This is a genomic window from Paenibacillus lupini, assembly GCF_011761355.1.
GTDB lineage: Bacteria > Bacillota > Bacilli > Paenibacillales > Paenibacillaceae > Pristimantibacillus > Pristimantibacillus lupini.
Window position 1 is genome coordinate 1 of the sequence record NZ_JAASRW010000011.1, and the last position, 25,783, is coordinate 25,783.

The 25,783-nt window shown below is 48.0% G+C and carries 22 protein-coding genes; 13 read left to right on the forward strand and 9 right to left on the reverse strand.

Features of this window, described 5'->3' with window-relative positions:
* Positions 1-45: 45 nt before the first annotated feature.
* Complete coding sequence (locus tag FHS17_RS27270) at positions 46-1,233, reverse strand: MFS transporter (protein ID WP_167282115.1); 1,188 nt, start codon at positions 1,231-1,233, stop codon at positions 46-48.
* Between the two features lie 181 nt (positions 1,234-1,414).
* Here FHS17_RS27270 and FHS17_RS27275 point away from each other — a divergent pair, with 181 nt between their 5' ends.
* Entirely contained in the window at positions 1,415-1,729 is a 315-nt protein-coding gene (locus FHS17_RS27275; protein WP_167282117.1) for an ArsR/SmtB family transcription factor, read from the forward strand.
* Positions 1,730-1,929: 200 nt separating this feature from the next.
* Entirely contained in the window at positions 1,930-2,613 is a 684-nt protein-coding gene (locus FHS17_RS27280) for a deoxynucleoside kinase (RefSeq protein ID WP_167282119.1), read from the forward strand.
* Between the two features lie 54 nt (positions 2,614-2,667).
* Here the strand turns inward: FHS17_RS27280 and FHS17_RS27285 are convergent, their stop codons facing one another.
* The 4 genes from FHS17_RS27285 to mnmL form a co-directional block, all read right to left on the reverse strand.
* Complete coding sequence (locus FHS17_RS27285) at positions 2,668-3,894, reverse strand: MFS transporter (protein ID WP_167282121.1); 1,227 nt, start codon at positions 3,892-3,894, stop codon at positions 2,668-2,670.
* A gap of 6 nt (positions 3,895-3,900) precedes the next feature.
* Positions 3,901-4,947, reverse strand: coding sequence for an ROK family transcriptional regulator (locus FHS17_RS27290; RefSeq protein ID WP_415639923.1), 1,047 nt, complete (start codon positions 4,945-4,947; stop codon positions 3,901-3,903).
* Between the two features lie 305 nt (positions 4,948-5,252).
* Positions 5,253-5,831, reverse strand: a complete 579-nt coding sequence (gene mnmM / locus FHS17_RS27295) for a tRNA 5-(aminomethyl)-2-thiouridylate-methyltransferase MnmM (RefSeq protein ID WP_167282123.1) — start codon at positions 5,829-5,831, stop codon at positions 5,253-5,255.
* A 1-nt stretch (position 5,832) separates the two neighbouring features.
* Positions 5,833-6,798 carry a tRNA modification radical SAM protein MnmL/YtqA gene (gene mnmL / locus FHS17_RS27300; RefSeq protein ID WP_167282125.1) on the reverse strand — a complete coding sequence of 322 codons (966 nt, stop codon included), beginning with the start codon at positions 6,796-6,798 and terminating at the stop codon, positions 5,833-5,835.
* A 285-nt stretch (positions 6,799-7,083) separates the two neighbouring features.
* On the opposite strand from mnmL, the gene FHS17_RS27305 reads away from it, so the two are divergent.
* Both FHS17_RS27305 and trmB read left to right on the forward strand, forming a co-directional pair.
* Complete coding sequence (locus FHS17_RS27305) at positions 7,084-7,290, forward strand: hypothetical protein (protein WP_167282127.1); 207 nt, start codon at positions 7,084-7,086, stop codon at positions 7,288-7,290.
* 159 nt (positions 7,291-7,449) lie between these two features.
* On the forward strand, positions 7,450-8,205 hold the full coding sequence (gene trmB / locus FHS17_RS27310) for a tRNA (guanosine(46)-N7)-methyltransferase TrmB (protein WP_167282130.1): 756 nt from the start codon (positions 7,450-7,452) through the stop codon (positions 8,203-8,205).
* 6 nt (positions 8,206-8,211) lie between these two features.
* Here trmB and FHS17_RS27315 read toward each other — a convergent pair whose 3' ends face one another.
* Entirely contained in the window at positions 8,212-8,775 is a 564-nt protein-coding gene (locus FHS17_RS27315; protein ID WP_167282132.1) for a phosphatase PAP2 family protein, read from the reverse strand.
* Positions 8,776-9,088: 313 nt separating this feature from the next.
* Between FHS17_RS27315 and FHS17_RS27320 the strand changes: the two genes are divergently transcribed.
* The 5 genes from FHS17_RS27320 (at position 9,089) to rplT (ending at position 13,283) form a co-directional block, all read left to right on the forward strand.
* A complete protein-coding gene (locus FHS17_RS27320) occupies positions 9,089-10,267 on the forward strand; it encodes a glycosyltransferase family 4 protein (protein ID WP_167282134.1) in 1,179 nt (392 codons plus the stop codon).
* A 350-nt stretch (positions 10,268-10,617) separates the two neighbouring features.
* Complete coding sequence (locus tag FHS17_RS27325; RefSeq protein WP_167282136.1) at positions 10,618-11,856, forward strand: glycosyltransferase family 2 protein; 1,239 nt, start codon at positions 10,618-10,620, stop codon at positions 11,854-11,856.
* Between the two features lie 295 nt (positions 11,857-12,151).
* Entirely contained in the window at positions 12,152-12,649 is a 498-nt protein-coding gene (infC, locus tag FHS17_RS27330; protein WP_167282366.1) for a translation initiation factor IF-3, read from the forward strand.
* Between the two features lie 20 nt (positions 12,650-12,669).
* On the forward strand, positions 12,670-12,870 hold the full coding sequence (gene rpmI, locus FHS17_RS27335) for a 50S ribosomal protein L35 (protein WP_091186665.1): 201 nt from the start codon (positions 12,670-12,672) through the stop codon (positions 12,868-12,870).
* A 53-nt stretch (positions 12,871-12,923) separates the two neighbouring features.
* Positions 12,924-13,283, forward strand: a complete 360-nt coding sequence (rplT, locus tag FHS17_RS27340; RefSeq protein ID WP_167282138.1) for a 50S ribosomal protein L20 — start codon at positions 12,924-12,926, stop codon at positions 13,281-13,283.
* Positions 13,284-13,381: 98 nt separating this feature from the next.
* On the opposite strand, the gene FHS17_RS27345 is transcribed toward rplT, so the two are convergent.
* A complete protein-coding gene (locus FHS17_RS27345) occupies positions 13,382-14,251 on the reverse strand; it encodes a helix-turn-helix transcriptional regulator (RefSeq protein ID WP_167282140.1) in 870 nt (289 codons plus the stop codon).
* Between the two features lie 196 nt (positions 14,252-14,447).
* On the opposite strand from FHS17_RS27345, the gene FHS17_RS27350 reads away from it, so the two are divergent.
* Positions 14,448-16,772, forward strand: coding sequence for a glycoside hydrolase family 95 protein (locus FHS17_RS27350; protein WP_243865569.1), 2,325 nt, complete (start codon positions 14,448-14,450; stop codon positions 16,770-16,772).
* Positions 16,773-16,954: 182 nt separating this feature from the next.
* Positions 16,955-19,996, forward strand: coding sequence for a carbohydrate-binding protein (locus FHS17_RS27355; RefSeq protein WP_167282144.1), 3,042 nt, complete (start codon positions 16,955-16,957; stop codon positions 19,994-19,996).
* Between the two features lie 261 nt (positions 19,997-20,257).
* Here FHS17_RS27355 and FHS17_RS27360 read toward each other — a convergent pair whose 3' ends face one another.
* Positions 20,258-22,000, reverse strand: coding sequence for a sensor histidine kinase (locus tag FHS17_RS27360; RefSeq protein WP_167282146.1), 1,743 nt, complete (start codon positions 21,998-22,000; stop codon positions 20,258-20,260).
* 17 nt (positions 22,001-22,017) lie between these two features.
* Entirely contained in the window at positions 22,018-23,658 is a 1,641-nt protein-coding gene (locus tag FHS17_RS27365; RefSeq protein WP_167282149.1) for a response regulator, read from the reverse strand.
* Positions 23,659-23,832: 174 nt separating this feature from the next.
* Between FHS17_RS27365 and FHS17_RS27370 the strand changes: the two genes are divergently transcribed.
* Positions 23,833-24,807 (forward strand): ABC transporter permease, encoded by a 975-nt coding sequence (locus tag FHS17_RS27370; RefSeq protein WP_167282151.1) that lies wholly within the window; start codon positions 23,833-23,835, stop codon positions 24,805-24,807.
* Between the two features lie 26 nt (positions 24,808-24,833).
* Positions 24,834-25,721 (forward strand): carbohydrate ABC transporter permease, encoded by an 888-nt coding sequence (locus tag FHS17_RS27375; RefSeq protein ID WP_167282153.1) that lies wholly within the window; start codon positions 24,834-24,836, stop codon positions 25,719-25,721.
* The last annotated feature ends 62 nt before the right edge of the window (positions 25,722-25,783 follow it).

The following is a 25,783-nucleotide window of genomic DNA, read 5'->3' on the forward strand; positions in this document are numbered from 1 at the left end:
CTATCTAAGAGCGGCTTCTTTTTTGTTTCTTTTTTTGTTTCTTCTTCAGCTGTTTACAACCGAACTCTCTCCTATTTTCACTTGTTGTTTAGGGCTGTAGAGTGAAGCTCTCACAATAATCAGGACGAGGCTAACCGCGAGGAAGATTAAGCCGGCTATCGCCGTGTATTGTGTGCCCATCCCTGTGATGAAGGCTCCACCGATAAACGTACCAACTGTAATACCCAGATTGGCAAAGGCTACGAATAAACCGTTCGCGAAATCAGGCGCTTCCGGTGCGGCTGAAGTAATCCAATATTGAGAAATATTAAGTCCCAGGGTGAAGAGGACTCCCCATACCGCAATAAGGATAATCATTGGCGTTGAATAATGTCCGAAGACGAACACGAGCGTGTAGATGACTCCAAAAACAAGAGGATAAACGAGAGCAGTTGGAATCGCTTTTTGGTGAAGAGATTTGCCCGCTAGCAGATTGCCTGCAACACCTGTTACACCAAACAGGATTAACATGAGGCTGATTTGTTTGCCCGACATATGCGTTACGTCATTCAGATACTCCGCGAAGAAGCTGTACATGGCATACATAGCCGAGTTTATGGAAATGACGGTTGCTATACTAATCCAGACCAGAGGTTTTCTCAAGACACTTAATTGTGCACCGTAGGTTAGCTTCTCTTGTACAGGCATCGATGGAACGAAGAAGCTGATCGCTGTGAAGGTAATGGCATTGACGACTGCAAAGAACCAGAGCGAAGCTTCAAGGGAAATGGTGTCAGCGATAAAAGAGGAGATCGGCGTGCCAATGACCATTCCGGCAGTGACGCCCATGAATACTTTGGAGGTCGCTTGAGTGACCTTCTCTTTGCTGACCATATTAGCGGCTGCTACAAATGCTACCGAGAAGAAGACCGGATGGAGGAAAGCGGGGACGATGCGAGCGATTAAGAGTACGGTGAAGTTAGGGGCATAAACGGAAACGACGTTGGAGATGACAAAAAGTCCAATAACAAGAAGCATCACTTTCTTACGATTCATTCCCGAGAATAGTAAGGGCATCACAGGGCCTGCAATTGCAACAGCTAAGGCGAAGAGACTGACAAGCAAGCCGGTTTGAGAGGCGCTTATGCCGAATTGCTGAGAGATCTGGGGCATGATTCCGATGACCCCCATTTCTGTATTGATAATACCAAAGACACCAAAGGCAAGAATGTAAATAATAAAATATTTAGCCATAGTCTATCCCTCTCCTTACAATCGTTTTTGGGCAGCTGGTTGAATTTTCTTTTTGTTCGAATTTTCTAGTACAATAGGATAATAACATACGAACGCAGGAAGTCAACCATTATTTTAAAGTACTAGTATTTTGGTACATTAGTAATTTGAATGGTACGTGTTTATATGTTATTCTTGTCATATGAGAAAACAATATCAACCACAAACAAGCGAAATTCGTTTATCAACGGTTCTGCACGCCTTAAGCGATCCGCGGCGCTTGCAGATTGTGCTCAGCCTTCAAGATCAGAAGGAACAAAATTGTACGATCTATCATGACTTGATGCCCAAGTCGACACTTACTCATCATCTAAAAGTCCTTCGGGAGGCAGGTGTGACCAAGGTAAGAATTGAAGGGACGCAGCATTTTTATTCCTTACGGACAGACGACCTTGAGCAGATATTTCCGGGATTGATGACATCTGTGTTAAATGTAAAGCCAGAACTAATCGAATAAGATAACAAAAAGGCACAGACCCTCAAAAGGATGAGGAGACTGTGCTTTCTTCTTTTTCAGAACCCTCCAGAACTCAGGGATATTAAACCATTGCTCCCGGTTACCCATATGATAAAATAAGAAGCTGTGTGGAATGTTTTTTTGTGCTGCCCTCCTAAGGACGGTGCAGCCTTTTATGCATGTACAAAGGAGCTATTTATATGAATCATTTTATTCCTTCTGACTCGCTGATCACTATTGCTGGTACGGTTGGTGTCGGCAAATCGACTCTAACTTCAGCTCTGGCTGAGCGCCTGGGCTTTAACACTTCGCTGGAGCAAGTCGATCATAATCCGTATCTGGAGAAGTTTTATCATGATTTTGAAAGATGGAGCTTTCATCTGCAAATTTATTTTTTGGCCGAGCGTTTTAAGGAGCAGAAGACGATTTTTGAGGCAGGCGGAGGCTTTATACAGGACCGTTCCATTTATGAGGATACCGGCATCTTCGCGAAAATGCATGCGGACCAGGGGACAATGAGCTCAACTGACTATGAGACATACACCAGCTTGTTCGAAGCGATGGTGATGACTCCGTATTTTCCACATCCGGACGTGCTGATCTACTTGGAAGGCAGCTTGCCATCTATTCTGAATCGGATCGAAGTACGTGGACGGGAAATGGAAATTCAGACGGAACGTACCTATTGGGAGCGTATGCATGAACGTTATGCGGCTTGGATCGGTGAATTTAATGCGTGTCCGGTGATCCGGCTAAATATTGACGAATACGATGTCAATGACCCTGTATCGATGGACGGTATTATCGAGAAAATTGGGGAAGCGGTCAAAGCGTCGCGGCAGGCGAAAGCAGCAGCAGCTCCAGTAAACGGACTATTGGTGTAATAAAACACAAAAAAACTGCCGGGATTCTCGGCAGTTTTTTTTGTTTTTTTGTGTTTAGGATGAGATCGATTCGTTTACAATTTGCCCAGTTTGAACCTTTTTCTTCAAAAAAGCATTTAACCGCTCGGAGAACAAGAGCAACGCTGCTGCACAAATGACAAGATACATCGGGAGGATTCCAATTGTGATCGAAGAAGCAAGCAGGCCTAATAGCGGCGGCATCAGCGTGCTGCCAGTATAAGCAACAGCCATTTGATAGCCCATAATGGTCTGCGAATGCTTTTTCCCGAACCGTACGGGCGTTTCATGCAGCATACAAGGATAGATTGGTGCGAGACCAAATCCTATAATCATAAATCCTGCAAATGAGAAGCTGTCAGGCAGCGGAAGGAAGAGCAGCAGAGCACCAATCAAGGCGATCACTTGGCCTCCGCGTATAAGATTGCGGTTGCTTACTTTAAAGGTGATGAAGCCTGTTATAAACCGGCCGGCTGTGATGCCTGCATAGTAAAGCGACACCCATTGGGCTGCTGTTGACGCGGACACATCCTTCATATTCACGAGGAAGCTTGCGCCCCATAGACCAATGGTTGCTTCGATGCCGCAGTACAATAAGAAAGAGACAAGTGCAAGCTTGACGCCTTTGATCTTCAGCGGAGGTGTTGAGGAGTCCTCATCCGGGAGTACATCTGTTATCTCCATATGATCTGAGTTTGCATTGGCTTTATGAATCTTAGCGACCCTATCCCATAAAGGAAGGGTGAAGAACAAGATAACAACAAGTGCACATTGGATTGCAGCAACGGTCAGATAGCCGTATCTCCAGGCGTTATTCGAAATGAACTGAGCCATGATGACCGGACCAAGTGTTGCCCCGACACCCCAGAAGCAGTGCAGCCAGCTCATATGATGAGCTTTATAATGAGCAGCTACATAATTATTTAGGCCAGCATCAACTGCTCCTGCACCTAACCCAAGCGGAATAGCACATACAAGCAGCCATGCCAGGGAAGGGGAGGTGGAATATCCGAGTAATGCGCCGGCGGTCATGATGCAGCTGACAAGCGTCACTCTTCCCGTACCAAAGCGTCTTAAGATAGTTCCGCTCGCAAGACTGGATACAATGGTACCTGCAGCGATTGTCATATAAAGCAGGCCTGCTGCTCCAAGAGGGGCGTCAAGTTCCGGCCTCATAACCGGCCATGCGGATCCAAGCAAGGAATCCGGGAGACCTAAACTGATGAAAGCTAAATAAATAATAATCAAAAAGAAAGTAGCCATACGGTTTCACCTGTTTCTATATTCATTTTTTCCTGTACTGCTGCTAGTTTCGGTAATCATAAGATCCAGCCCAAGGCTCAACAAGCCGTTCATATAATCCTGTTTCAGATCACTAGTTGTCAGCAACGGGAGATGCTCTTGCGGGATATATACAGCGCTTTGCCTTGCAATCTGCTCAAGAACGGAGCTGTTAACCTCGGCATTGTTAAAAATAATGGCGTGCGGGTTAATAATCGCTGTAAAGGAAGCAATCAGTCTGCTGATGGCATCAAGCCTATCGTTATCGGCCTTCTTATGCATCGCTTGCTGAAAATTACGGTCATCGTATTGAGGCACATAAGATACCTCGCCGGAGAAAAACGTACTTCCTCTAACTACATCTCCATTAATCATAATGCCGGCACCAGGACCAAATTGTCCGAAGTATAGATAGACCAGGGATGAATGAGCCTGTTGTCCGACGGTCTTGTAGTACCCTAGGACAGCGGCATTCATATCGTTTTCAACGACGACGGGCAGCGCCAATTGCTCTTCCAGATGACGCTTCAAATCGAAATTCTGAAAGTGGATGTAATCGGGCATATGAATAATTCGTCCGTTGTTGACCGCGCCTGGTACGCCGATGGCAATGGATTTGATTTTTGGATGGGTCTTGATGAGTTGTTTGATGTGCTCCGTTAAGCTGGGGACGTCATTGATGAAAGCGCTGGAGGTGGTGCCATGCTCCTTCACTTCACCCGCACAGTTAAATATCGTATAACTCAAATCAGACTTCTCGAATACAATTGCAAGTCCAAGCATGAACTCCGGATTATAGGAGTAGCGCTGCGCTCTTCTTCCACCGCTTGAATCGTCGAGACCAACAAGAAGAAGCTCACCGCTTGCTTCCATTTGCGTTAGAAACTTGCTGATGGTCGGAAAGCTGATTCCCAGCTTTTGGCTAAGCTCCGCTTTCGTAGCACTTCCAAGCGTAAGCAGAGTGGAACGCAGGCCATGGAGAATGATGTTTTTCATATCTTTTGGCGTTGTTTGCAAGATGAACAGCTCCTCTATAGAGACTTATTAAACATCTTTAATAAGTTGATATGAGCGTATCAGAAAATAATCTGAAGAGCAAGATGTGGAGCGGGAGTAATTTATTTACTTATGAACAGGACTAATTACTAGGGAGCCAGAGCGGAGTTGCTGTTAAAACGGAGGGGGTGCAGTCATAAGGTCCTTTAAGGACCTTCCTTAAAGCTGTACAGACTGACCAAATCGAGGAAGATAAGGCCCCCAAAGGGCCTTATCGACGAATTTCAGTCGGATTTCAGGGTTGATGGGAGGGGAGAGGAATAGCTGTTAACCAGCATCTAGCCCTATCTTTTCTCCACTGCAATCAGATATGGCGCGGTGTCTCTTTGTGGCTGCCGATACAGCACCGCGGTATAGGAAGCTCCCGGCAGGTTTGCGACCCAATCGGCGACGACATCTGCTTCGTCCGCACCACCGGGATGTCCCGGATACAAGGCGACGGTGACAATGCCGCCGCGGCGCAGCAAAGACAGCGCTGCATGGAGAGCGGTAATTGTTGTTTCCGGGACGGTAATAACTGTCTCATCGCCGCCAGGCAAATAGCCGAGATTGAACATTACAGCTGCAACCGTACCTGCTGCGGAAGGATCAACAGCCTCTGCCATAAGGGCATGGCTTGCCAGATGCAGCTCGACTTGAGCAAGCTTGTCCTGATGAGTATAGGAGATAAGCCGCTCCCGTGTCCGGTCAAGCGCATCCTGCTGGATGTCAAAGGCATGTACGGTGCCGCGTGGCCCTACAAGCTCGGCAAGTGCCAGTGTATCGACTCCACCGCCAGCCGTAGCATCAATAACGGTATCGCCAGGCTGAACGCGCTCGGCAATCCATTTATGCGCCATGCTGAGAATCGATAAAAAACCCATATTAAATCGCCCCCCATAACTTGCCTTGCCAAGTATTGCGGCGCTTCAGCTCCGCATCAATGGCGTTTAGCACAACCCATTTCTGCATGCTCCACATCGGCCCGATGAGAAGATCTTTGGGAGCATCGCCGGTAAGCCGTTGGATAATCATCTCAGGAGGCAGGAATTCCAGGGTGTCAACGATCAGCTTCACGTACTCTTCCAGCTCCAGGAACCGGAGAAGACCAGCTTCATATTGCTTCACCATTGGCGTTTTGCGCATGAGATGGAGCAGGTGAATCTTAATGCCCTGCACATCCATCTGAGCGACTGCACGCCCCGTATCGAGCATCATCTCATGCGTCTCCTGCGGCAGGCCATAAATAATATGTGCACATACCCTTATACCGCGCTCGCGCAGGCGGCGTACGGCATCCAAATAACAAGCCGTATCATGGGCACGGTTAATCAGCTGAGAAGTTGACTCATGTACCGTCTGAAGGCCCATCTCGATCCAGAGGTAAGTTCGCTCATTAAGTTCAGCTAAGTAATCAACGACATCATCCGGCAGGCAATCCGGCCGTGTTGCGATGGACAGGCCAACAACGCCTGGCTGCTGCAGGATTACTTCGTAATATTCCCGCAGCTCTTCAACGGGGGCGTACGTATTTGTATAGGCCTGGAAGTAACCGATGTAGCTGGCTTCCGGCCATTTCTGATGCTGACGCTCTTTAATGGTATGGAATTGGGTCACAAGATCATCACGCCGTCTCCCGGCGAAATCACCTGAGCCGCGGGCGCTGCAGAATGTACAGCCGCCTGTTGCGATCGAGCCATCGCGGTTCGGACAAGTGAAGCCGGCATCCAGCATGACTTTGAATACTTTGCCACCGAACTGCTCGCGCATCTCGTAGTTCCATGTATGAAATCGTTTATCGCCCCACAGCTGTGGCTGATCAGGCGTTAATTGCAATAAATTAGTGTTCATGCCGTTCTCCTTTTTCCCGATAAGAATTGCAACCTCAATTTTATCGGAAACAAGGGGGAAATGCCACGCCGGATTATAGGACCGTAATAGGACATATTAGGAACGAAGACGAGCTGGAAATTATTTTTCAAAAAGTCAGATTTGGGCTTGAAAAACCTTACATGAACTGTTATATTAAAAGTGCGACATATCAATAAAAAAACCTTACATGCTTTATTCGTAGCCATCGTCATAAAACGTCGATAAACTGGAAATAATGTAAAATAAATCGATGAGGTGATCTTAATGAGCCAACAAACAAGAATTCCGCATGGTGATGAGAAGGTAACGGTTGAATTAACAGTAAAAGAATTGATGGCGCTTTCAGGAATTCGATTCCATAATAATCACAATATTGAAATATCGGCACGCAAAAAATTGAATGAAGTAATTGAGAATACTTGCCGAGATATTCAATCTGAGGGACCAATTGATTATCAACTGCTTGTTTAAACTTACAGCGATGACAATATCCATACAAACGTAAAGCCTTAACGATTCTACACATCGTGAAGGCTTTTTCTTTTGCCTTCCTGCACCTTGCATCTTTACAAGGCGGTGTATCTTGGGCACAATAAGGACTAGCTTAATTAGTAGGAGGATCAATACAAGATGCGTTTAAGAGGTAGAAAAGGTATTCGCGAGTCGATCGAGGCCCAGCCGGAGCTGGTCGTACTCGACGCAAAGCCGCTCAAAGGCAAGTGGCGCGAATTTTTTGGCAATGATAAGCCAATCCATGTGGAGCTTGGCATGGGGAAGGGCCGTTTTATTAGCAATATGAGCTTCCGCAACCCGGATAATAACTACATTGGTGTTGATATGTATGATGAGCTTATTCGTCGTGCAAGCGAAAAAGCCCGTGATATTTGGGAAGAGGGCGGGGTAGAGGATCCGCCGAATCTGGCGCTGCTTCGTGCGAATATCGAGCATATCGAAGAGATGTTTGAGCCAGGTGAGATCGAACGGATTTACCTTAATTTCAGTGATCCATGGCCAAAAAGCAAGCATGCACGCCGCAGGCTGACACATCCGCGCTTCCTGATGAAGTATGCGCAGCTGCTGAGCGAGCGTGGGGAAATCCATTTCAAGACGGATTCGGAATCGCTCTTTGAGTTTTCCTTGAACAGCTTTGCAGAAGTGGAGATGCAGCTTCGTAATATCTCGCTTAATCTTCATAAAAACGGACCGCGTGAGGATCTTGTCTTTACGGAATATGAGATGAAGTTTATGGAGAAAGGCCAACCGATTTTCCGCCTCGAAGCGGTTATTGGTGAAGCCGTGCTGCAAGAATATCGTGCCGGTAAAAAAGAAAAGTCGCTCCGCGAGGAAGCCGAAGCTGCCGAGCAAAGCGACCAATCCGAAGATTAAATTTTTCTAAAATAACGTAAGAGTCCAGCCATATTCAACTGTCAATGCCGTCAGCGTGCCGACAAGCGCGCCGGCGGCGACATCAGATGGATAATGCAGGCCAAGATACATACGGGACCATGCGACCGACAGGGCTAACAATGCTGCGATCGGCATGACAACCGGGAACCAAACCCCGCTTGCCGAAATAATGGGAATAATATATGCAAATATGGCTGTTGTATGCCCGGAAGGGAAAGAAGAATCAACAAGCGGCTTTTTCCCCGTATTTACCCCGTTTAATGCCTGATAAGGACGCAGCCTCTTCATTTTTCGTTTGACGACATAGACAGGAAGATGACTTAAGAATACAGCCGTAAAGCATTGCCAGCCAGTTAAGCTCCAAGGGTTTGGGGCAAACATGGCAACGAGGAATGAGCTGATGAGTGTAAATGACGCTCCTCCAACATGCGTCACCGTGCTCAGCCATAGCCCAAGACATCGATGAAGCCTGCTTTGTGAACGACGTTGATTCGCCCACAGGATCATTTGCATTTCTCTTGATCTTAACCACCCAATCATTCTTCTCATCCGGTTCCTCCTAAAAGAATTGCGAAGCAATTCTACTTCGTAAGCATTAACTTAAGAATTGCGAAGCAATTCTTACTTCGTAAGCATTAACTTAAGAATTGCGAAGCAATTCTTACTTCGTAAGCATTTTCCCACACATTATAATCGATATCTGCCTATTATTGTTCAATAATGAAGCTTGTGCAAGTTTTAAGTTTATACGAAGGCTTATATTTTCTAAGCTTCACGAACTTTTAAAATCAGGTTGATTATCGCCTAACAGTCCTTCTGTAGACTGGAACCGATCAAGGTTCATTATAAGGAGGCGTCCTGTATGAGAGTTGCGCTTTTTACCGACACCTTTGAGCCCGATGTGAACGGTGTGGCACGCACGCTTGGCCGCTGGACGGACTATTTGAAGCGGCAAGGTGCCGAAGTGCTTGTCCTGGCGCCGGATCCGGCTTCCGGCAAGTTAAGCGGCAAAACGTCAAGCTCAGTGGAACGCTTCGCAAGTCTCCCATTCTTCTTATACCCCGAGTGCCGTCTGGCACTGCCTAATCCCATTCATATCCGCAGAGCGTTAAAAGAGTTTTCTCCGACCATTATTCATGTCGCTACCCCATTTAACCTCGGCCTTTGCGGCATTCATTATGCCCGCAAGCTTCACATTCCGCTTGTTGCGTCCTATCATACCCATTTTGATCAATATTTGCCGTTTTACAATTTGCAATGGATGGCAAAGCTGTTATGGAGATATATGGAATGGTTTCATCAAGATTGCCGGTCCATTTATGTACCTTCTCATTCGACTCATCAGGATTTATTGGATAAAGGCTGGGATGCCAGCCGGCTTGAAATATGGAGCCGAGGCATGGATACGGAAGTCTTCCATCCGAATGTTGACCGGGAGGAGTGGCTGTGTCAGCAAGGAATCGACAGCAGTCGATTTGTTGTGCTTTACGTTGGAAGACTAGCTCCTGAGAAAAATGTCGATATCGCGCTTGATGCTTTTGCAGATTTTCGGCGCCATACATGTCCGGAAGCAGTCTTTGTTATCGCTGGCGATGGACCTTCGGCAGATGCACTTAAGGAACGGTGCCGCCGTGAAGGAATCGATGCTCGTTTTATTGGTTTTACGGCGCTGCCTGATTTACAAAAGTGGTATGCTTCCGCGGATTTGTTCTTGTTTCCGTCGGCGACAGAAACATTTGGCAATGTTGTGCTGGAGGCGATGGCCTGCGGAACACCAGTTATCTGTGCGGACAAAGGCGGCGTGACCGATTCTGTCTCGCACGGTGTAACAGGAATGTTATGCGATTCGACCGATGCACATTCATTTGCGGAAGCTATGGAGCTGCTCTATAACAATGTCGAACGGCGTGCAGCAATGGCTGAGCAAGGCCGATTATACGGCCTCAAACAATCGTGGGAGGCTATTTTCGACAAGCTGGCTTCAAGCTTTGAGCGGTATTCGACACCTATTCAGCCACAGATTCGTCACAAAGCAAAGTGATGAACTGGGAACATTGTCTCAAGCTTGCACGTATGTATTGGACGTAAGGGCTAAAAAATTAGTAAATGGATGAAAATAAGGGCGATAGGGCGGAATAGGAGGTAATGTAACCATCTGATTGGCATGCAAGCGTTTTAATGGCTGGATAATCGGTAATGGCGGGATATAGCGGTTTTGACAAAGATAAGCATTGTGTGGAAAATCAAAAAGGTCTCACGAATCGCTGATACAAATAAAAAAGCGGCGTAAGGACACATGAGAGAAATGATAGTAAAGAGCCTGTCAGCGTCCGAATGAGGATGATTAGAACGGGCAATTAAAAAGGGGTCTCAAGGGGGCAGTACCGAAAAATGTTCAACACGATCATGCTAGTGTTCCAAATTGTCTTTGCATTGCTGGGCTTGTACCAACTGTTTTTGACATGTTTTGGCTGGCACCGAAAAAAAGAAGATGTATCCCATCCTCCGCAAAAGACATTCGCTTTGCTTATCGCGGCGCATAATGAAGAACAGGTTGTCGGGGCGCTTATTGAAAACTTGATGAAAATGAAATATCCTCGCGAGCTGTTCGATATTTTCGTTATCTGCGATAATTGTACCGACCGCACCGTCGATATTGTGAACAGCTATGAAGGCGTTTATGCCTGCGTTCGTAATAACAAAAGCCAGCGCGGTAAAGGCTATGCAGTAGAATGGATGCTGAAGGAACTGTGGAAAATGCCTAAAAGTTATGACGGCGTCGCTATTTTTGATGCTGACAATTTGGTGGCAACAGACTTCCTGCAGTACATGAACAATGACTTGATTAATGGACACCGGGTTATTCAAGGCTACCTGGATACAAAAAATCCGAACGACTCGTGGATCAGCTCGGCTAATGCGATCAACTACTGGTTCTGTAACCGACTTTGGCAACTGCCACGCACGAATCTTGGTCTAGCTAACTTCCTCGGAGGCACGGGCATGTGCTTTGATGCCAAGCTGCTGCAGGAAATGGGCTGGGGCGCAACAAGTCTCGTAGAAGACCTTGAGTTTACAGTCCGCTGTATTCAGCGGGGAATTTATCCGAAGTTTAATTTCGAAGCGAAAGTGTTCGACGAGAAGCCGATTACGTTCCAGGCATCGGCACGTCAGCGGCTGCGCTGGATGCAAGGACATTTCGATGTTACACGCAAATACATGCTGCCGCTATTGTGGCAGGGGATTAAAGATCGCAGCATGACAAAGATTGACGCTGCGCTCTACGTTTTTAACGCATATAACTATTTGGCCGGCTTCTTCATCGCTGCGATCATCTGGGGCGATATCGTCCTGTTTGGCGGCAACGACGTGGAATCGGTGTACAATCTGCTTCCGATTTGGCTGAGTGTGCCTTACATGGCTTACGTATTTATTCAGATTCCGCTCTCGATGTATATGGCGAAGGTGCCATGGAAGCTGTATCTGCGGATTCCAACGTTCTTGCTGTTCACCTTGTCGTGGTGGCCAATTACGGTTCACGCGTTCTTCACGCAAAACAACAAGAAGTGGAGCCACACACAGCACACACGTGTTATTCGTCTCGAGGACGTGCAAAGCAAACAGCTATAATTACACGTGATATAATGGGTTGACACATATAAATCCATTATGTTATAGTATGTCGGTAACGTTTTTGACAAACATATTTGCACAAGCAGAAGCACCCGCTTCTCACCTTTCGGTACAGCCGACTGGTTCGCGATAATCGACTAAGGTTAACGAGTTGCTTCCCTTGTGAAGTAACAAGGGCGGCCATAATGAACGGTTATACAATGCGGGTTCGTGCGAACCCGCATTTTTTATTTTGTAAACAAACATAAACATCCTATCTTGGAGGTGGCACGTTATTAGCAGAGAACATCAAATCAACGATGAGATCCGGGCCAGAGAAGTACGACTTGTTGGCGCGGAAGGTGAGCAGATCGGCATCAAATCGATCCGTGAAGCTATGCAAATGGCAATTGATCTTAGTCTGGACCTGGTGAATGTAGCACCAACGGCTAAACCACCGGTATGCCGGATTATGGACTACGGTAAATTCCGTTACGAGCAACAGAAGAAAGAAAAAGAAGCACGCAAGAATCAAAAGATCGTCGACCTTAAAGAAGTTTGGTTCCGTGCCAACATCGACGAGCATGACTACCAAACGAAATTCCGTAATGTCGTTAAGTTTTTGGGTGAAGGCGACAAGGTTAAAGCTTCCGTACGTTTCCGCGGACGGGAAATCGCCCATGCGTCGATCGGCCAGAAAATTCTGGATCGTCTGGCGCAAGAGGTTGCCGAAATATGCAGCGTAGAACGTGCACCGAAGCTGGAAGGCCGGAGCATGATTATGATTTTGGCACCAAAAAGCAACACTTAAATAAAGGGAGGATAATCGACATGCCTAAAATGAAAACACACAGCAGTCTGAAAGACCGCTTCAAAATTACTGGTACTGGTAAAGTAAAACGCTATAAAGCGTTCAGAAATCACTTGCTTTCCCACAAATCCGGTCGTCAAAAACGTGTACTTGCTGGCCAACCACTGATGGCAGCTGGCGACGTTCGTCGTATTCAACAAGGTCTCGCTAACCTTAAATAGTAGCAATTGTTCAGATAAGATAATCCAATTCAACCTACGGGAGGTTTCCACTCATGGCAAGAGTTAAAGGCGGTTTTGTCCGCGCTCGTCGTCGTAAAAGAATTCTTAAACTAGCAAAAGGTTATTTCGGTTCGAAACACCGTCTGTTTAAAACAGCAAAGGAGCAAGTTGGTAAATCGCTTCTTTACGCATACCGTGACCGTCGTCAAAACAAACGTCAATTCCGCAGACTGTGGATCGTTCGTATTAACGCGGCTGCTCGTCTGAACGGTCTTTCCTACAACAAATTCATGCACGGCCTGAAACTGGCTGGCATCGAAGTAAACCGCAAAATGCTTGCTGATCTGGCTGTTAACGACATCAACTCGTTCAACTCCCTTGCTGGCGTTGCAAAAGAGAAAATCAACGCTTAGTTTCTAAGCGTGATATAAAAGAGGTTGTTCCCTTAATGGGGACAACCTCTTTTTGTATATTAAGACGATTGGACATCTATTCGAAAAGTGACAGTAGGTTAGATGAGGACTGGAGATGGCTGCAGCCGGTATGCTCGCGGACTGACACCGTGGAATGCGCTGAAATGGCGAGTGAACGGGTGTATGGATAGATAGCCAAGCCGTTCGGCAATAGCTGTCACCGAATAATTCGTTTCAACGAGTAGTTGAGCAGCCTGCTTCATCAGCAGTCTGTGGCGGTAGACGCTTGGTGTATATCCCGTTTCGCGCAGAAAGAGGGAATGGAAGTAGGATCGTTTCAGACCACACATCCCCGACCATTCCTCTACGGAAGAGCGTATCTCTGGGTGCTCGTTCAAGTGCGCGAGCAGCTTGACGATCCGGAAGTCACTTGGTTGGCTGGTGTGAATAACGTTGTGCCAGCTAAGCATCCAGGCGTACAGCAAGCTATTTACCAGTTCGGCACGGTAGTGCTTAGCTTCTTCGAATTGCTTGGCTAACGTTACGAAGGAATCGTAAAGCCATGGATAGGGCTGGAGTGAGAAACAGCTTGGCAGCGAGTCCAGCTCTGGGCATAACTCCATCACCGAGCTGGACTCCAGTGAGAATGGCTCCGGCGCGTGAATGAAGACCCGGTTAAGAGATACGGGATTAGATGCATCTGCCCACATGTCGCAATAGAGGTTGAAGGAAGAGAGTGGTTGTTCTTTTGTAATATGGAAGGCATGGGGCTCACCCGGGCGCAGGAAAATTAAGGTATGCCGGTCGATCGGGTACAGCTTCCCGTTCACTTCCATTTCGCCAGGCCCGTCTAGAAACAGATGGAATGCATACACATTGCAGACACGCAGCTTCTCATTCCAGCCGCCAACATATAGATAACGCATGGAATCACCGACATAAGGCTTTAATTCATTCAAGTTTTTCATCGCTTTCCCCCTGCTTTGGCAATCGACCCACCATCTCGGGTACAATCATCCATAAAATTACCGGATAAATCGTCAACTAAATGGACTGGTGAGCAAATACGTCTATTGTGATCAATGTTACAATAGTGGCGAAATTTGCGAAAGGGCTCTCACCGTTAAAGCGGATGATTAGCCAACACCAGAGAGGATGATTGTGATGAAAATGACTTATAGACAGCCGGCTACAAGCTGGAAGCAAGGGCTTCCGCTTGGAAATGGACAGCTAGGTGCTGTGCTGCATGGTGGCATCAACAGCGAAACCTGGAATATGACAGAGGTTACTTTTTGGTCGGGTAAGCCGGAGCGCTTTGGTGGGGGGCCGGATCCAAAAGGAAAGCTGTCCGTCATGAGGGAAGCTTTTTTCAGCGGTGATTATGTGCTTGGAGACAAGCTCGCAGAAGAACAGCTAGAGCCGAGGAAAGGAAACTTCGGTACAAACCTGTCGTTATGCGATATTCTTATCACCTATGGGGATGATGATGGCAGTGAACTGATGCGGGAGCTGGATTTGGAAGGGGCTGTCGCAACGGTATCGTATAGAAGCACATCAGGAGCGGCGATCCGCAGGGAAACGTTCGCGACGCATGCGGATGGGGTGCTGGTCTCCCATATACAAGGTGATAGGATAGGAAGCGTGTCGCTTACGCTGCGCCTATCGGGCAGAACGAATACGTTTGATACCTGGCTGGATGGTTCGGATAAGCTGGCTTTCCGCACTCAGGCAACGGAAAACATACATAGCGACGGAGCTTGCGGGGTCTGGTGTGAAGGTGGATTAAAGGTTGTCGCCAAAGGTGGCAGGGTACTCGGCGAGGATGGTGCCCTTGTCGTCAAGCAAGCCGATGAGGTGGTCCTTTATTTTGCGGCAGCGACTGACTATGGCCGTATGGATGACGGGTGGAAGGCTGAGAGTATGGAGCGGCTTGAAGCGGCGGAGGCAAAAGGCTTCGAGCAGCTGCGGGCCAATCATATTAGTGATTATCAAATGCTGTTTGGCCGCGTAGAGCTTGATCTTGGAGGCTCCTCGGACACATTAGATGCTCTGCCGACAGACGAACGGCTTCGACGGCTGCGGGCTGGAGATTCGGAGGATAACGGACTTATCGCTTTGTTTTATCAGTATGGACGATATTTGACGATTGCTGGATCACGGCATGACTCGCGCCTGCCGCTTCATCTGCAGGGCATCTGGAATGACGGTGAGGCTAACGCGATGGCATGGAGCTGCGACTACCACCTTGACGTGAATACCGAAATGAATTATTATCCGACGGAAATAAGTAATTTGGCGGAATGCCACATTCCACTTATGAATTATATTGAGCAGCTTGCAGAGGCGGGACGCGCAGCTGCTGAAGATTTCTATGGCTGCGAGGGATGGGTGGCGCATGTGTTCTCCAATGCATGGGGATTTGTATCGCCTGGCTGGGGAAGATCGTGGGGCTTAAACGTGACGGGCGGCTTATGGATTGCGACTCATCTGAAGGAGCATTTTGAATACGGCATGGACCGTAAGTTTTTATCGAATCAGGCCTATCCAGTGATGAAGGAAGCGGCGTTGTTTTTCCTGGATTATATGACGGTGCATCCGAAATACGGCTGGCTTGTTACTGGGCCGTCAACCTCGCCGGAGAATAGCTTCTATCCAGGTCCTCCTGAGCAGGGGGAGCAGCAGCTCTCTATGGGCTCAACGATGGACCAAATGCTTGTCCGCGATTTGTTTGACTTCGTGCTGGAATCGGCGGAGCTGCTGGAGACAGATGTGGAGCTGCAAGAACGTCTGAGATCGGCGATTAAGCTGCTGCCGCCGCTGCAAATCGGTAAGCGTGGCCAGCTGCAGGAGTGGCTGGAGGATTATGCTGAGGCGCAGCCGCAGCACAGGCATTTCTCCCACATGTATGGTGTTTATCCCGGCAACCAGATTACGCCAGAGCAAACGCCAGAGCTGAGTGAGGCTATGAGGCAAACACTGCTGGGGCGGATGCTGTTTGATGAGCGGGAAGATATTGAATTTACGGCAGCGTTGTTCGCTCTTGGTTTTTCCAGATTGCATGATGGTAATCAGGCTGTGAAGCATGTCCGGCATTTGATCGGAGAGCTCTGCTTTGATAACTTGCTGTCCTATTCCAAGCCGGGTGTAGCTGGTGCCGAGACAAATATATTTGTCATTGACGGCAATTTTGGTGGTACGGCAGCGATTGCCGACATGCTGCTTCAAAGTCATGCAGGTTCCATTCATTTGTTACCCGCCTTGCCGGTGGACTGGTCGGCTGGTTCATATCAAGGTTTGCGGGCAAAGGGGAATGCGGAAGCAGCGGCATCCTGGCAGGATGGCCGTTTGACTGAAGCGGTAATAACGGCGTATTCCGATCTGGAGACAATCGTCAAATGTGGAGGCAGGCAGATCAGCCTGCAGATGGAAGCAGGCAAGCGCTATCGGTTGAATGACCGGCTGAAGCTGGTTGAGGTTGAAACGGCCTAATTCCTATTTATCGTTACCTAACCGCCAAAGGAAGAGCGAGCAGGGGTTCCGCTTCAAACTTTGGCGGTTTGTCGTACTTTTCGTTAAATATTGGGATTGTTCAAGCCTCTTCTCTGAATTACATTGAAAATGCATCTTGAAAGCGCTTCATCATTTTCGATACGAACAGGAGGCTTGATGTAATGAAAAGGAAGTATGGGGCATGGTCCGGTAAAGGCTTGTTCCTCTTGCTGGTTGCAGTCCTGATTGTCCAATTAGCTGGAGGAACGTCTGGGCGGGAAGTTGAGGCCGCCGCAAGTGTGGAATCGACCACTTCTATAGCTGCTGATGGGAGCTATTCATATGAAGCAGAAGCGGCCGCCAATACACTTACAGGCAAAGCAGAGATCAAAGCTTGCGAAGAAGCTGTAGGCTGCTCGGGCGGGCAATTGGTTGGAGGGCTGTGGGGCGGCTCGTCACTGACCTTCAACGAGGTGACGGTAGAGACAGCTGGTGTATATACGATGACGGTGCACTATATTTCTGGAGATCCAAGGTCGGTTGGGGTAAGTATCAACAATGGTAACGTGGATCACTATGATCTGCCGAGTACAGTTGATTGGAACACGCTTGGTGTTTATGAACTGGAGCTTGAATTAAAGGCAGGAGTGAACACGATCCGGTTGGATGATGAAGGCAGCTACTCGCCAGACATTGACCGGATCGAGCTCCGGTTATCTGATGGTCCTGGTGGGCCGGTAGAGGGTACTGCATACGAGGCAGAATCATCAATCAATGTATTAACGGGTAATGCATCTGTTAGTGGCTGTTCAGCGGCTACCGATTGCTCAGGAGGCAAGAAGGTGGGTAATCTGTGGGGCGGCTCTACGCTGCAATTCCGAGATGTAATGGCGGAAAAAGCAGGCGTGTACACGCTTAGCATTTCTTATATTTCGGGGGATCCACGTCCGGTATCCATTGCCGTCAATGACGGCGCTTTAGAAAATTACGCGCTGCCAAAGACGGAAAACTGGGATACGCTTGGCGTGTTCAAGCTGGAGATTGAGTTGAAAGCAGGAGCAAATACGATTACTTTCAACGATGACGGTGGCTGGTCACCAGATATCGATAAGCTGGAGATTGCAGCTGCGGAAGATCCGGGCGAAGATCCAGGACCGGTAGACAACATTGGCTTGATTGGCAAAGTGATTGATTCGAAAAAATACGGTTCTATCAAAGTAACGGCACATGAAAAAGGAGCTACCTTCGTATCCGGCTCCTACAGCGTTACGTACAATACGGAATCAGGGCTTGCGGCATTCGCTTGGAACGGCAAAACGCTTGTTAAAGGCGCTTATGCGAGCGCGCAGCTGGAAGATCAACTGCTCGACAGCAGTAAATACAGCGACCACAGCTTTAAGCTGAGTGAAGTTGAGAAAATAAAGGATGGACATGGCAAAGGCGTCCGTATTACGGTTGAGAATCGCAGTGAGGGCTTGCCGACGATGAAGCAAATTTACCAGCTGTATGAGGATCAGTCTTATTTCCTCGTATCGCAGCAAGTAGTGAGCAGCTCTACGGTCAGCTCGAATGATATGGCTCCGCTTGTTGTGAATGCGAGCGGTGGCGTTGATCTTGGCAGCTATGGAGATAACCGCGTACTGATTACTCCATATGACAATGACGCATGGTCCCGCTATCAGGCACGTACGATCAATACATCGCTCAATAATAATAACTATATCAGCTCCGAGATGACGGCCATCTATGATAACACCAGCCGCAGTGGTCTCGTAATTGGTTCGGTTACCCATGATGTCTGGAAAACGGGTATTTTCTGGAGTGGTTCAAACGACAAGATAAATAAATTGAAGGTGTATGGCGGTTTTACATCGCTCACATCAACGCATGACAGCATTAGGCATGGCAAAGTATCGGGCAAAACCATTACTTCACCTCAAATTGCTGTTGGTTATTACGCGGATTACCGTGATGGGCTGGAGAACTACGGGGAGGCTAATGCGGCTGTTGCTCCACCTCTCAAGTTCGAGAAAGGTATACCTTCCGGCGTACCGGTTGGCTGGAACAGCTGGGGAGCATATGAAAGCTCACTCAGCTACGATAAAGTTGTTGAGGTATCCAATTTCTTTAAGGCTAATCTGCAAAAGTCTTTCACAAACAAGGGTACCGTCTATATCAATATGGACTCCTACTGGGATAACCTGTCCGAGCAGCAGCTGCGTGACGCAGTGAAGGTGATTCGTAAAAACGGACAAAAAGCCGGTATTTACTATGGTCCATTTGTATACTGGGGCGACAATATGTCCCAGCCTGTAGAAGGGACAAACGGAAAGTACACTTACGGCGATATCGTGCTTCGGGATGCCGCAGGCAACATCCTTCCAAAGGTGGATGGCGCATATGCCATCGATCCAACACATCCGGGCTCGAAGCAGCGCGTTGAATATGTATTCAAGAAGTTCCTGGATTACGGATTTGAATACATCAAGATCGACTTCCTGAGCCACGGCTCCTTCGAAGGCCAGCATTATGATCCTAAGGTGCAAACCGGTATTCAAGCTTACAACCAGGGAATGGCTCATATCAACAAGACACTAGGTGGTAAAATGTTCATCAGCGCTTCGATCGCACCGATGTTCCCTAGCCAATATGCGCATGCAAGACGCATTTCCTGTGATATTGATGGCAGCCTTAGCCGCACGGAATACCAGCTTAACAATCTGACCTATGGCTGGTGGCAGAACGGCACCATCTATGCTTACACCGATCCGGATTATGTGACCCTCGCAAAAGGCGGCTCATATAACGCGGCGCAGACGCGGGTTAACTCCGCGGCTATTTCCGGCACGGTCTACATGAACTCTGATGACGTAAGCAATGTGGAAACACAAAAGCTGATGAAATCGCTGCTGACAAATAAAAACGTAAACGATATTGCCCTGATCGGCGAAGCCTTCCGTCCCGTTGAAGGCAACACAGGCAACTCCGCAGCGGACGTATTCGTCCTCCAAGACAAACAGGACTATTACCTCGCTGTGTTCAACTACACGAACGACCCAACAGTCAAAACGGTCGATCTGAAGCGGGCATTAGGCGTATCAGCATCATCCATGGTAGAGCTCACAGACGCATGGACCAACTCCAAAGTCGAAGCCAAAGACACTCTCCAAGTGAGCCTGGAAGGCGCTCAATCGAAGCTCTTCAAAGTAAAACTGAAGAAATAACAAAACGGCTGTGCCGGGGAAACCCAGCGCAGCCGTTTTTTTAACGGTCAACCCAATATTGGTGACGTACTTTTTCCTTGGTAATTTAAGAACGCGTTTAAGGTTAGATGCAAACGGAACAATTAAATGATTCTGTAGAAACGTAGTGGTCGCTTTTGTGAGGGGATTCCAATCCTATTGGAATTGTTCCAAGGAAACCCCGAGCAATGGCGATCGGAAGAACATTTAATTGTGCAGTTGCCGTTTAACCTAAATTTGTTCTTATCTACCAGGAATCCTTATCGTCACCGTCGTCCCAATTCCAAGCCGACTAAATATCGTCACCCCGTACGTCTCGCCAAACAACAACTTAATCCGATTATCCACGTTCCGCACACCATAGCCCGACAACGTATCCTCACTTATTGGCAGGAGACCACTTTGCATTCTCATCCCCATACCATCATCAATCACATTGAGCAGGATATCCTGACCATCGCGATAGGCTCTAATAATAATATTGATGCCGTGCTCATGATCCCATATCGCATGGTTGATACAGTTTTCCACGAAAGGCTGAAGCGTCAGCTTGACGATAGGACAGGCCAGCACTGATTCATCAATTTCGTAGTGAACCCGGAGCAGATTGGCGAACCGCACTTGTTGGATAGATACATAATAGCGGGTCATCTGAATTTCCTCATGCACCGACAGCGTGTTTTTGCCTTTGTTTAACGAGATACGGTAAAACTTCGCCAAATCGGTCACCATCTTGTTCATTCTTGGATCGGTGTTTCGTATAGCGAGCGACGAGATTGAGGCAAGCGAGTTGTACAGGAAATGCGGGTTAATCTGCGCTTGCAGCACGTTCAGCTCGGCCTCTCGCTTATCGATTTCCTTCATGTACACGTCGGAGATCAGGGAGTTCAGACGCTGGCCCATTTTCCGCAGTGCATTGCCGATTTGACCGATCTCATCTCGTCCTAGCGGGCGAATGTCGATAAGCTCGAAGTCTTCTTTTTCGATGCGGCGTATCATGCCGACAAGCTTCTCCATCCTCTTGGTGAACAGCCGGGCAGTCACATAGATCATAATCGCCATGAGTGCAAGGCTGATTAACGCGTATGTGAGTATGCGTTTGGCCGTCAAATGAGCTTTGGATAGAAAACTACTGTATGGAATAAGCGATACACTTTTCCAGCCATATTTGGTTGTATTGTAGACGACAAGTACTCTCTCGCCTTTATATGTGCTGTCGAATTTGCCATTTGTCTCTTCGGGGAAGGTATCCGGCAAGTCAATCGGCTGATTAAGGAGCGTTTTATCCTTGGCTGACATAACAACACCTTCTTCATTGAGGATCAGCACTGTTTTGTCATTGGCTTCCTTCTCCATCAGCCGGAAAATATCAGATTCCAAAATATTAATCGTCAGCACGCCATACGGGTTGTTCATGCTGCTAATATTCAGCAGACGTGTCAGTGTGAACATCGGCGGCTTGTCGGGCAAAGGCGGCGACGTGACAAACCGGACATCCCCAAAGCTTCCTCGCAGGGATTTGTAGGGCAAGGAGCTCATAAAGCTGTCATCCATTTCTTTGATGTACATACCATCGGTGGGCAGTGTTTCATTGCTAATAAAGATCGTCATCGAATCAATGTCTGGATTTGTCGTCAGCATGTTGACGAAAGAATTGTTGATATATTTGTAGGCATCCACAAACAGAGACGGATCCTTCGAATAATCATTCGTCAAATAGGCACGCAGCGAGGAGTCTAAGTACAGCGTTGCAGACAGCTTCGTGTACGTATCGAGCTTATTTTCCAGGTTGGAATTGATTTGCGCTACCGTAGAGCCAGTATTCGCTACCATCTGGGAGGAGAGCTCGCTGCGAATCGTTGAATAGGAATATTGAACGAAAAAGAGCAAAGGGAGAATGCCCCCGAGCAAAAACATGACAAACAGCTTCTCGCGAAGCCGCCAATTGTAAAAGGGATTAATCAGCCATCCGACAAGCTTCCTCATTGACAGACCACTCCAGCCTAAAGTTGCAATTTGCGGTATTCGTTAGGCGTACTGCCTTTATGCTTTTGGAATACCGAGCAGAAATAGGATACATTCTCATAGCTGACCCGATGGGCGATCTCGCGCACCTTCAGCGAACGGTCTTTCAGCAGCTCAGACGCATGATTCATCCGGATTCGGGTTAAGTAATCAAGGATCGTCTCGCCGGTCTTTTCTTTAAAGATAGTACGGACATAGTTTGGTGACAAATAGACCTCTTTGGCGATATCCTCCACCGTAAGAGGCAGATGATAGCGCTCCGCAATCAGTTTCATAATCTGCTCAGCAACCGACTGATGGCGATCGACATCACGTTCGGCTGCAGCCTTCACCAGCTCCGAACAGAATCGAAGCGCATAAGCGTGATAATGGGCGATCGTAGGGAGTGACGACAGCTCCTTCCAGTGATCCGCCAATAGTTGATCGCGAAGCGGCCCTACCATGAAGGATGTGAAGTGCTGCTCCAGAATGGTCAATATTTGGATAACCGCCCGAACGGCGAAATTACGTTCGATTCGCTCCTGCCGCATGCTGCAAAACCAGTCGTCCAGCACCAAGCTCACACGCTCCGCATCGCCTGCTTGGACGGCGGCAATAAGGGAAGCTGCTGCGCCCTCGACAGGGATATCGGTCTGCCTCACTATCTCATCGCTGCCGCTTCGAATGACGGAGCCGGCTTGCCGGTACAACTTCTCTTCGTTACAGCGCTGTGACTCCTCATACGCGTCCTTCAGCAGATGGAACCCTTTGTAAGGGCCGGACAAGCCAATGGTCGCAAAGGCCTCCCCCTGCGCTGTTACTACCAGCAGCTCCTCTCGGAGCAGCTCCCAATAAGCAATGTCCCATTGCTGAGGGTTTCCTTGGAATAGAACAAACAGCGTGTTTGGTCCGGTCTCCAGAACAATAGCGGCGTCTAGTCTCCGTTTGAGCAAATCCCGCACAGTCTCTGCTGCGTCTGCGGGCAGAATGGAGGAGGATGGCTGCTGTGCTTTGTCTACAGCTGCACCATCAGCCGATTTGCTGCGAAATGCCGGATGCTCGAAAGTCATGTAAGCGGCTCCAAAAGATTGATGAGGGAGAAAGCCGGAAGCGGCTTTCTCCCATTGCCGAATCCATTCGAGCCGTCGCTGCACGGATGACTCGCGCACTATGCGCAGCAGCAGCTTCTCAAGCTGCCAGCCGCCGCCTTCGCTGGCAAGCTGCTCATCCTCGCATTTCTTCTTTACTTTTTCCAGAAGCACAAGCAGCTCTTCCATGTCGATTGGCTTGAGCAAATAGCCTGCGGCTTCGATATTAAGGGCGGACTTAATATATTGAAATTCATTATGTCCACTTAAATAAATAAGCTTGACGCTCTTATCGATTTGCTTCGCACGCCGTCCAAATTCCAGTCCGTCCATGATGGGCATACGCACATCTGTCACGATAATGTCCGGCTTGAGCTCGGTCAGCTTGGCCAGCGCTTCCTTTCCGTTACGCGCCGTTCCAGCGACTTGTATGCCGGCTTGCTCCCAAGGAACATAATGCTCCATCGTCTCCAGCTCGATCGCTTCATCGTCTACCAGAAGCACAGAATACATGACGGCACCAGCCTTTCTCGGTAGAATAATAACTTTCATGCTTCATGTTTCTCTAGTTTAACGGCTATGCCGTTATTCAACAATGGAGCAAAAGGAAGTGTGTGGGTTTCGAGCATGAATCGGTAGATCTTATTATAGAACGGCTATTTTGCCCGGCCTATAATAAGGACACAAAGCGATGACAACGCAATCCATTCATGGGAGGGCAACACGATGAACATACAAACGAAAGCGCATCCACAAGCGCTTACCGTCAAGCGGAAAAGAGGTGGACTGCTTGATAGATTGAAAGAGCAGAAGCTGCTTTACGTACTTATGCTGCCCGCGATCATCCTGACCTTGATGTTCTCCTACGTGCCGATGTTCGGGCTGTATATGGCGTTCATTAACTATCAGCCGGGGGGCGGATCGTTTTTCAAGCAATTTTTCACAACAGACTTCGTTGGCTTGCAGTGGTTTGATTACTTCTTCACTAACGGCGATTTCGTGCGGATTATGCGTAACACGCTGGCGCAAAGCTTCCTGTCGCTGCTGTTCGGATTCCCGATGCCGATCATTCTGGCCTTAATGATTAATGAGCTGCGCAACGGCTGGTTCAAGCGAACATTCCAGACCGTCTCCTACATGCCGCATTTTATCTCGTGGGTTATCGCAGCGAACATCATTATTACAATGCTTTCATCGGGTGGGGTCATCAACAACATCCTGACCGGACTTCATATTGTTGACGAGCCGATCCAGTTCATGCAGAAGGGCCATCTTTTCTGGTGGATTATCGCCTTCTCGAATGCCTGGAAGGACATGGGCTTTAATGCCATTATGTATCTGGCTGCGATAGCGGCAATTAACCCCGAGCTGTACGAAGTGGCGAAGGTCGATGGAGCGAGTCGTCTGAAGCAAATGCTGCATATTACGCTTCCTTCTATTCGTCCGACCATTATCATTTTGGCCATTCTCGCGGTTGGTGGAATATTGAACGCAGGCTTTGACCAGCAGTACCTGCTTCAGAACAATACGGTTATGGAATACTCGGAAGTCATCGATACGTACACGTACAAATACGGCTTGCAGAACGGGATGTTCTCCTACGGTGCTGCAGTTGGTTTGTTCAAATCGGTTGTGGCATTCCTACTTGTCATCACCGTTAACCAGATGGCCAAAAAGACGGAAGAGCAGTCGCTGTTCTAGTACAAAACGGAAGAGGAGAACACGTCATGGTGAAAGACAAAAAAGATTTTCTCTTTATGACCGCCGTTTACACATTTATCGTTGCGATATTTATAGTGACGTTCTATCCTTTCTGGAATGTCTTCATTATTTCGCTCAACAGTGCAGAGGACACGCTGCGGGGGAACCTGTATCTGTGGCCAAGAGAGTTTAGTCTTGCAAGCTATACGCAGATTTTGAGCGACAGCGAGATTTGGATGGCGATCCGGGTTACGCTGCTGCGGACAGTCATCGGTACGCCGCTGGCGGTTATCACGATTAGTATGCTGGCATTTGCACTTAGTAAAAAGGAGCTGGTCGCAAACCGCTTCTGGACGTTATACTTCGTCTTTACGATGTATTTTGGCGGCGGACTAATTCCTTACTATATGGTGCTCAAAAGCTATCATCTGATCGACAGCTTCATGGTGTTTATCGTGCCGGGTTTAATGAATGTGTTTTATATGATCATCATCCGGACCTTTATGCAGGGACTGCCGCAGGAGCTGGATGAATCGGCGAAAATGGACGGAGCAAATTACATTCAGATTTTCTTCCGGATTATATTGCCGCTGACGACGCCAGTACTCGCAACAATCGGCTTGTTCACGGCGATCAGCCATTGGAATTCCTGGTTTGACTCTTATGTGTTTACCTATAATCCGGATTTGAAAACGCTGCAGGCTGTACTCGTCAAAATTTTAAATCAGTATCAAACGGGCTCTATGGTAGGCGATGCACAGGCTATGGCGAATTCAGCTAAGCGTCTGGCGGTGTCACCGGACACAATCCGGATGGCTGCGACGATGGTCGCAACGCTTCCTATCATTATGGTGTATCCGTTCCTGCAAAAATATTTCGTTAAAGGTATGACACTAGGCGCAGTTAAAAGTTAATCCGACTGGACATTACAGATTACTTATGGGGAGGTGCGGCCCGGCATAAGAAGGCCGAACAG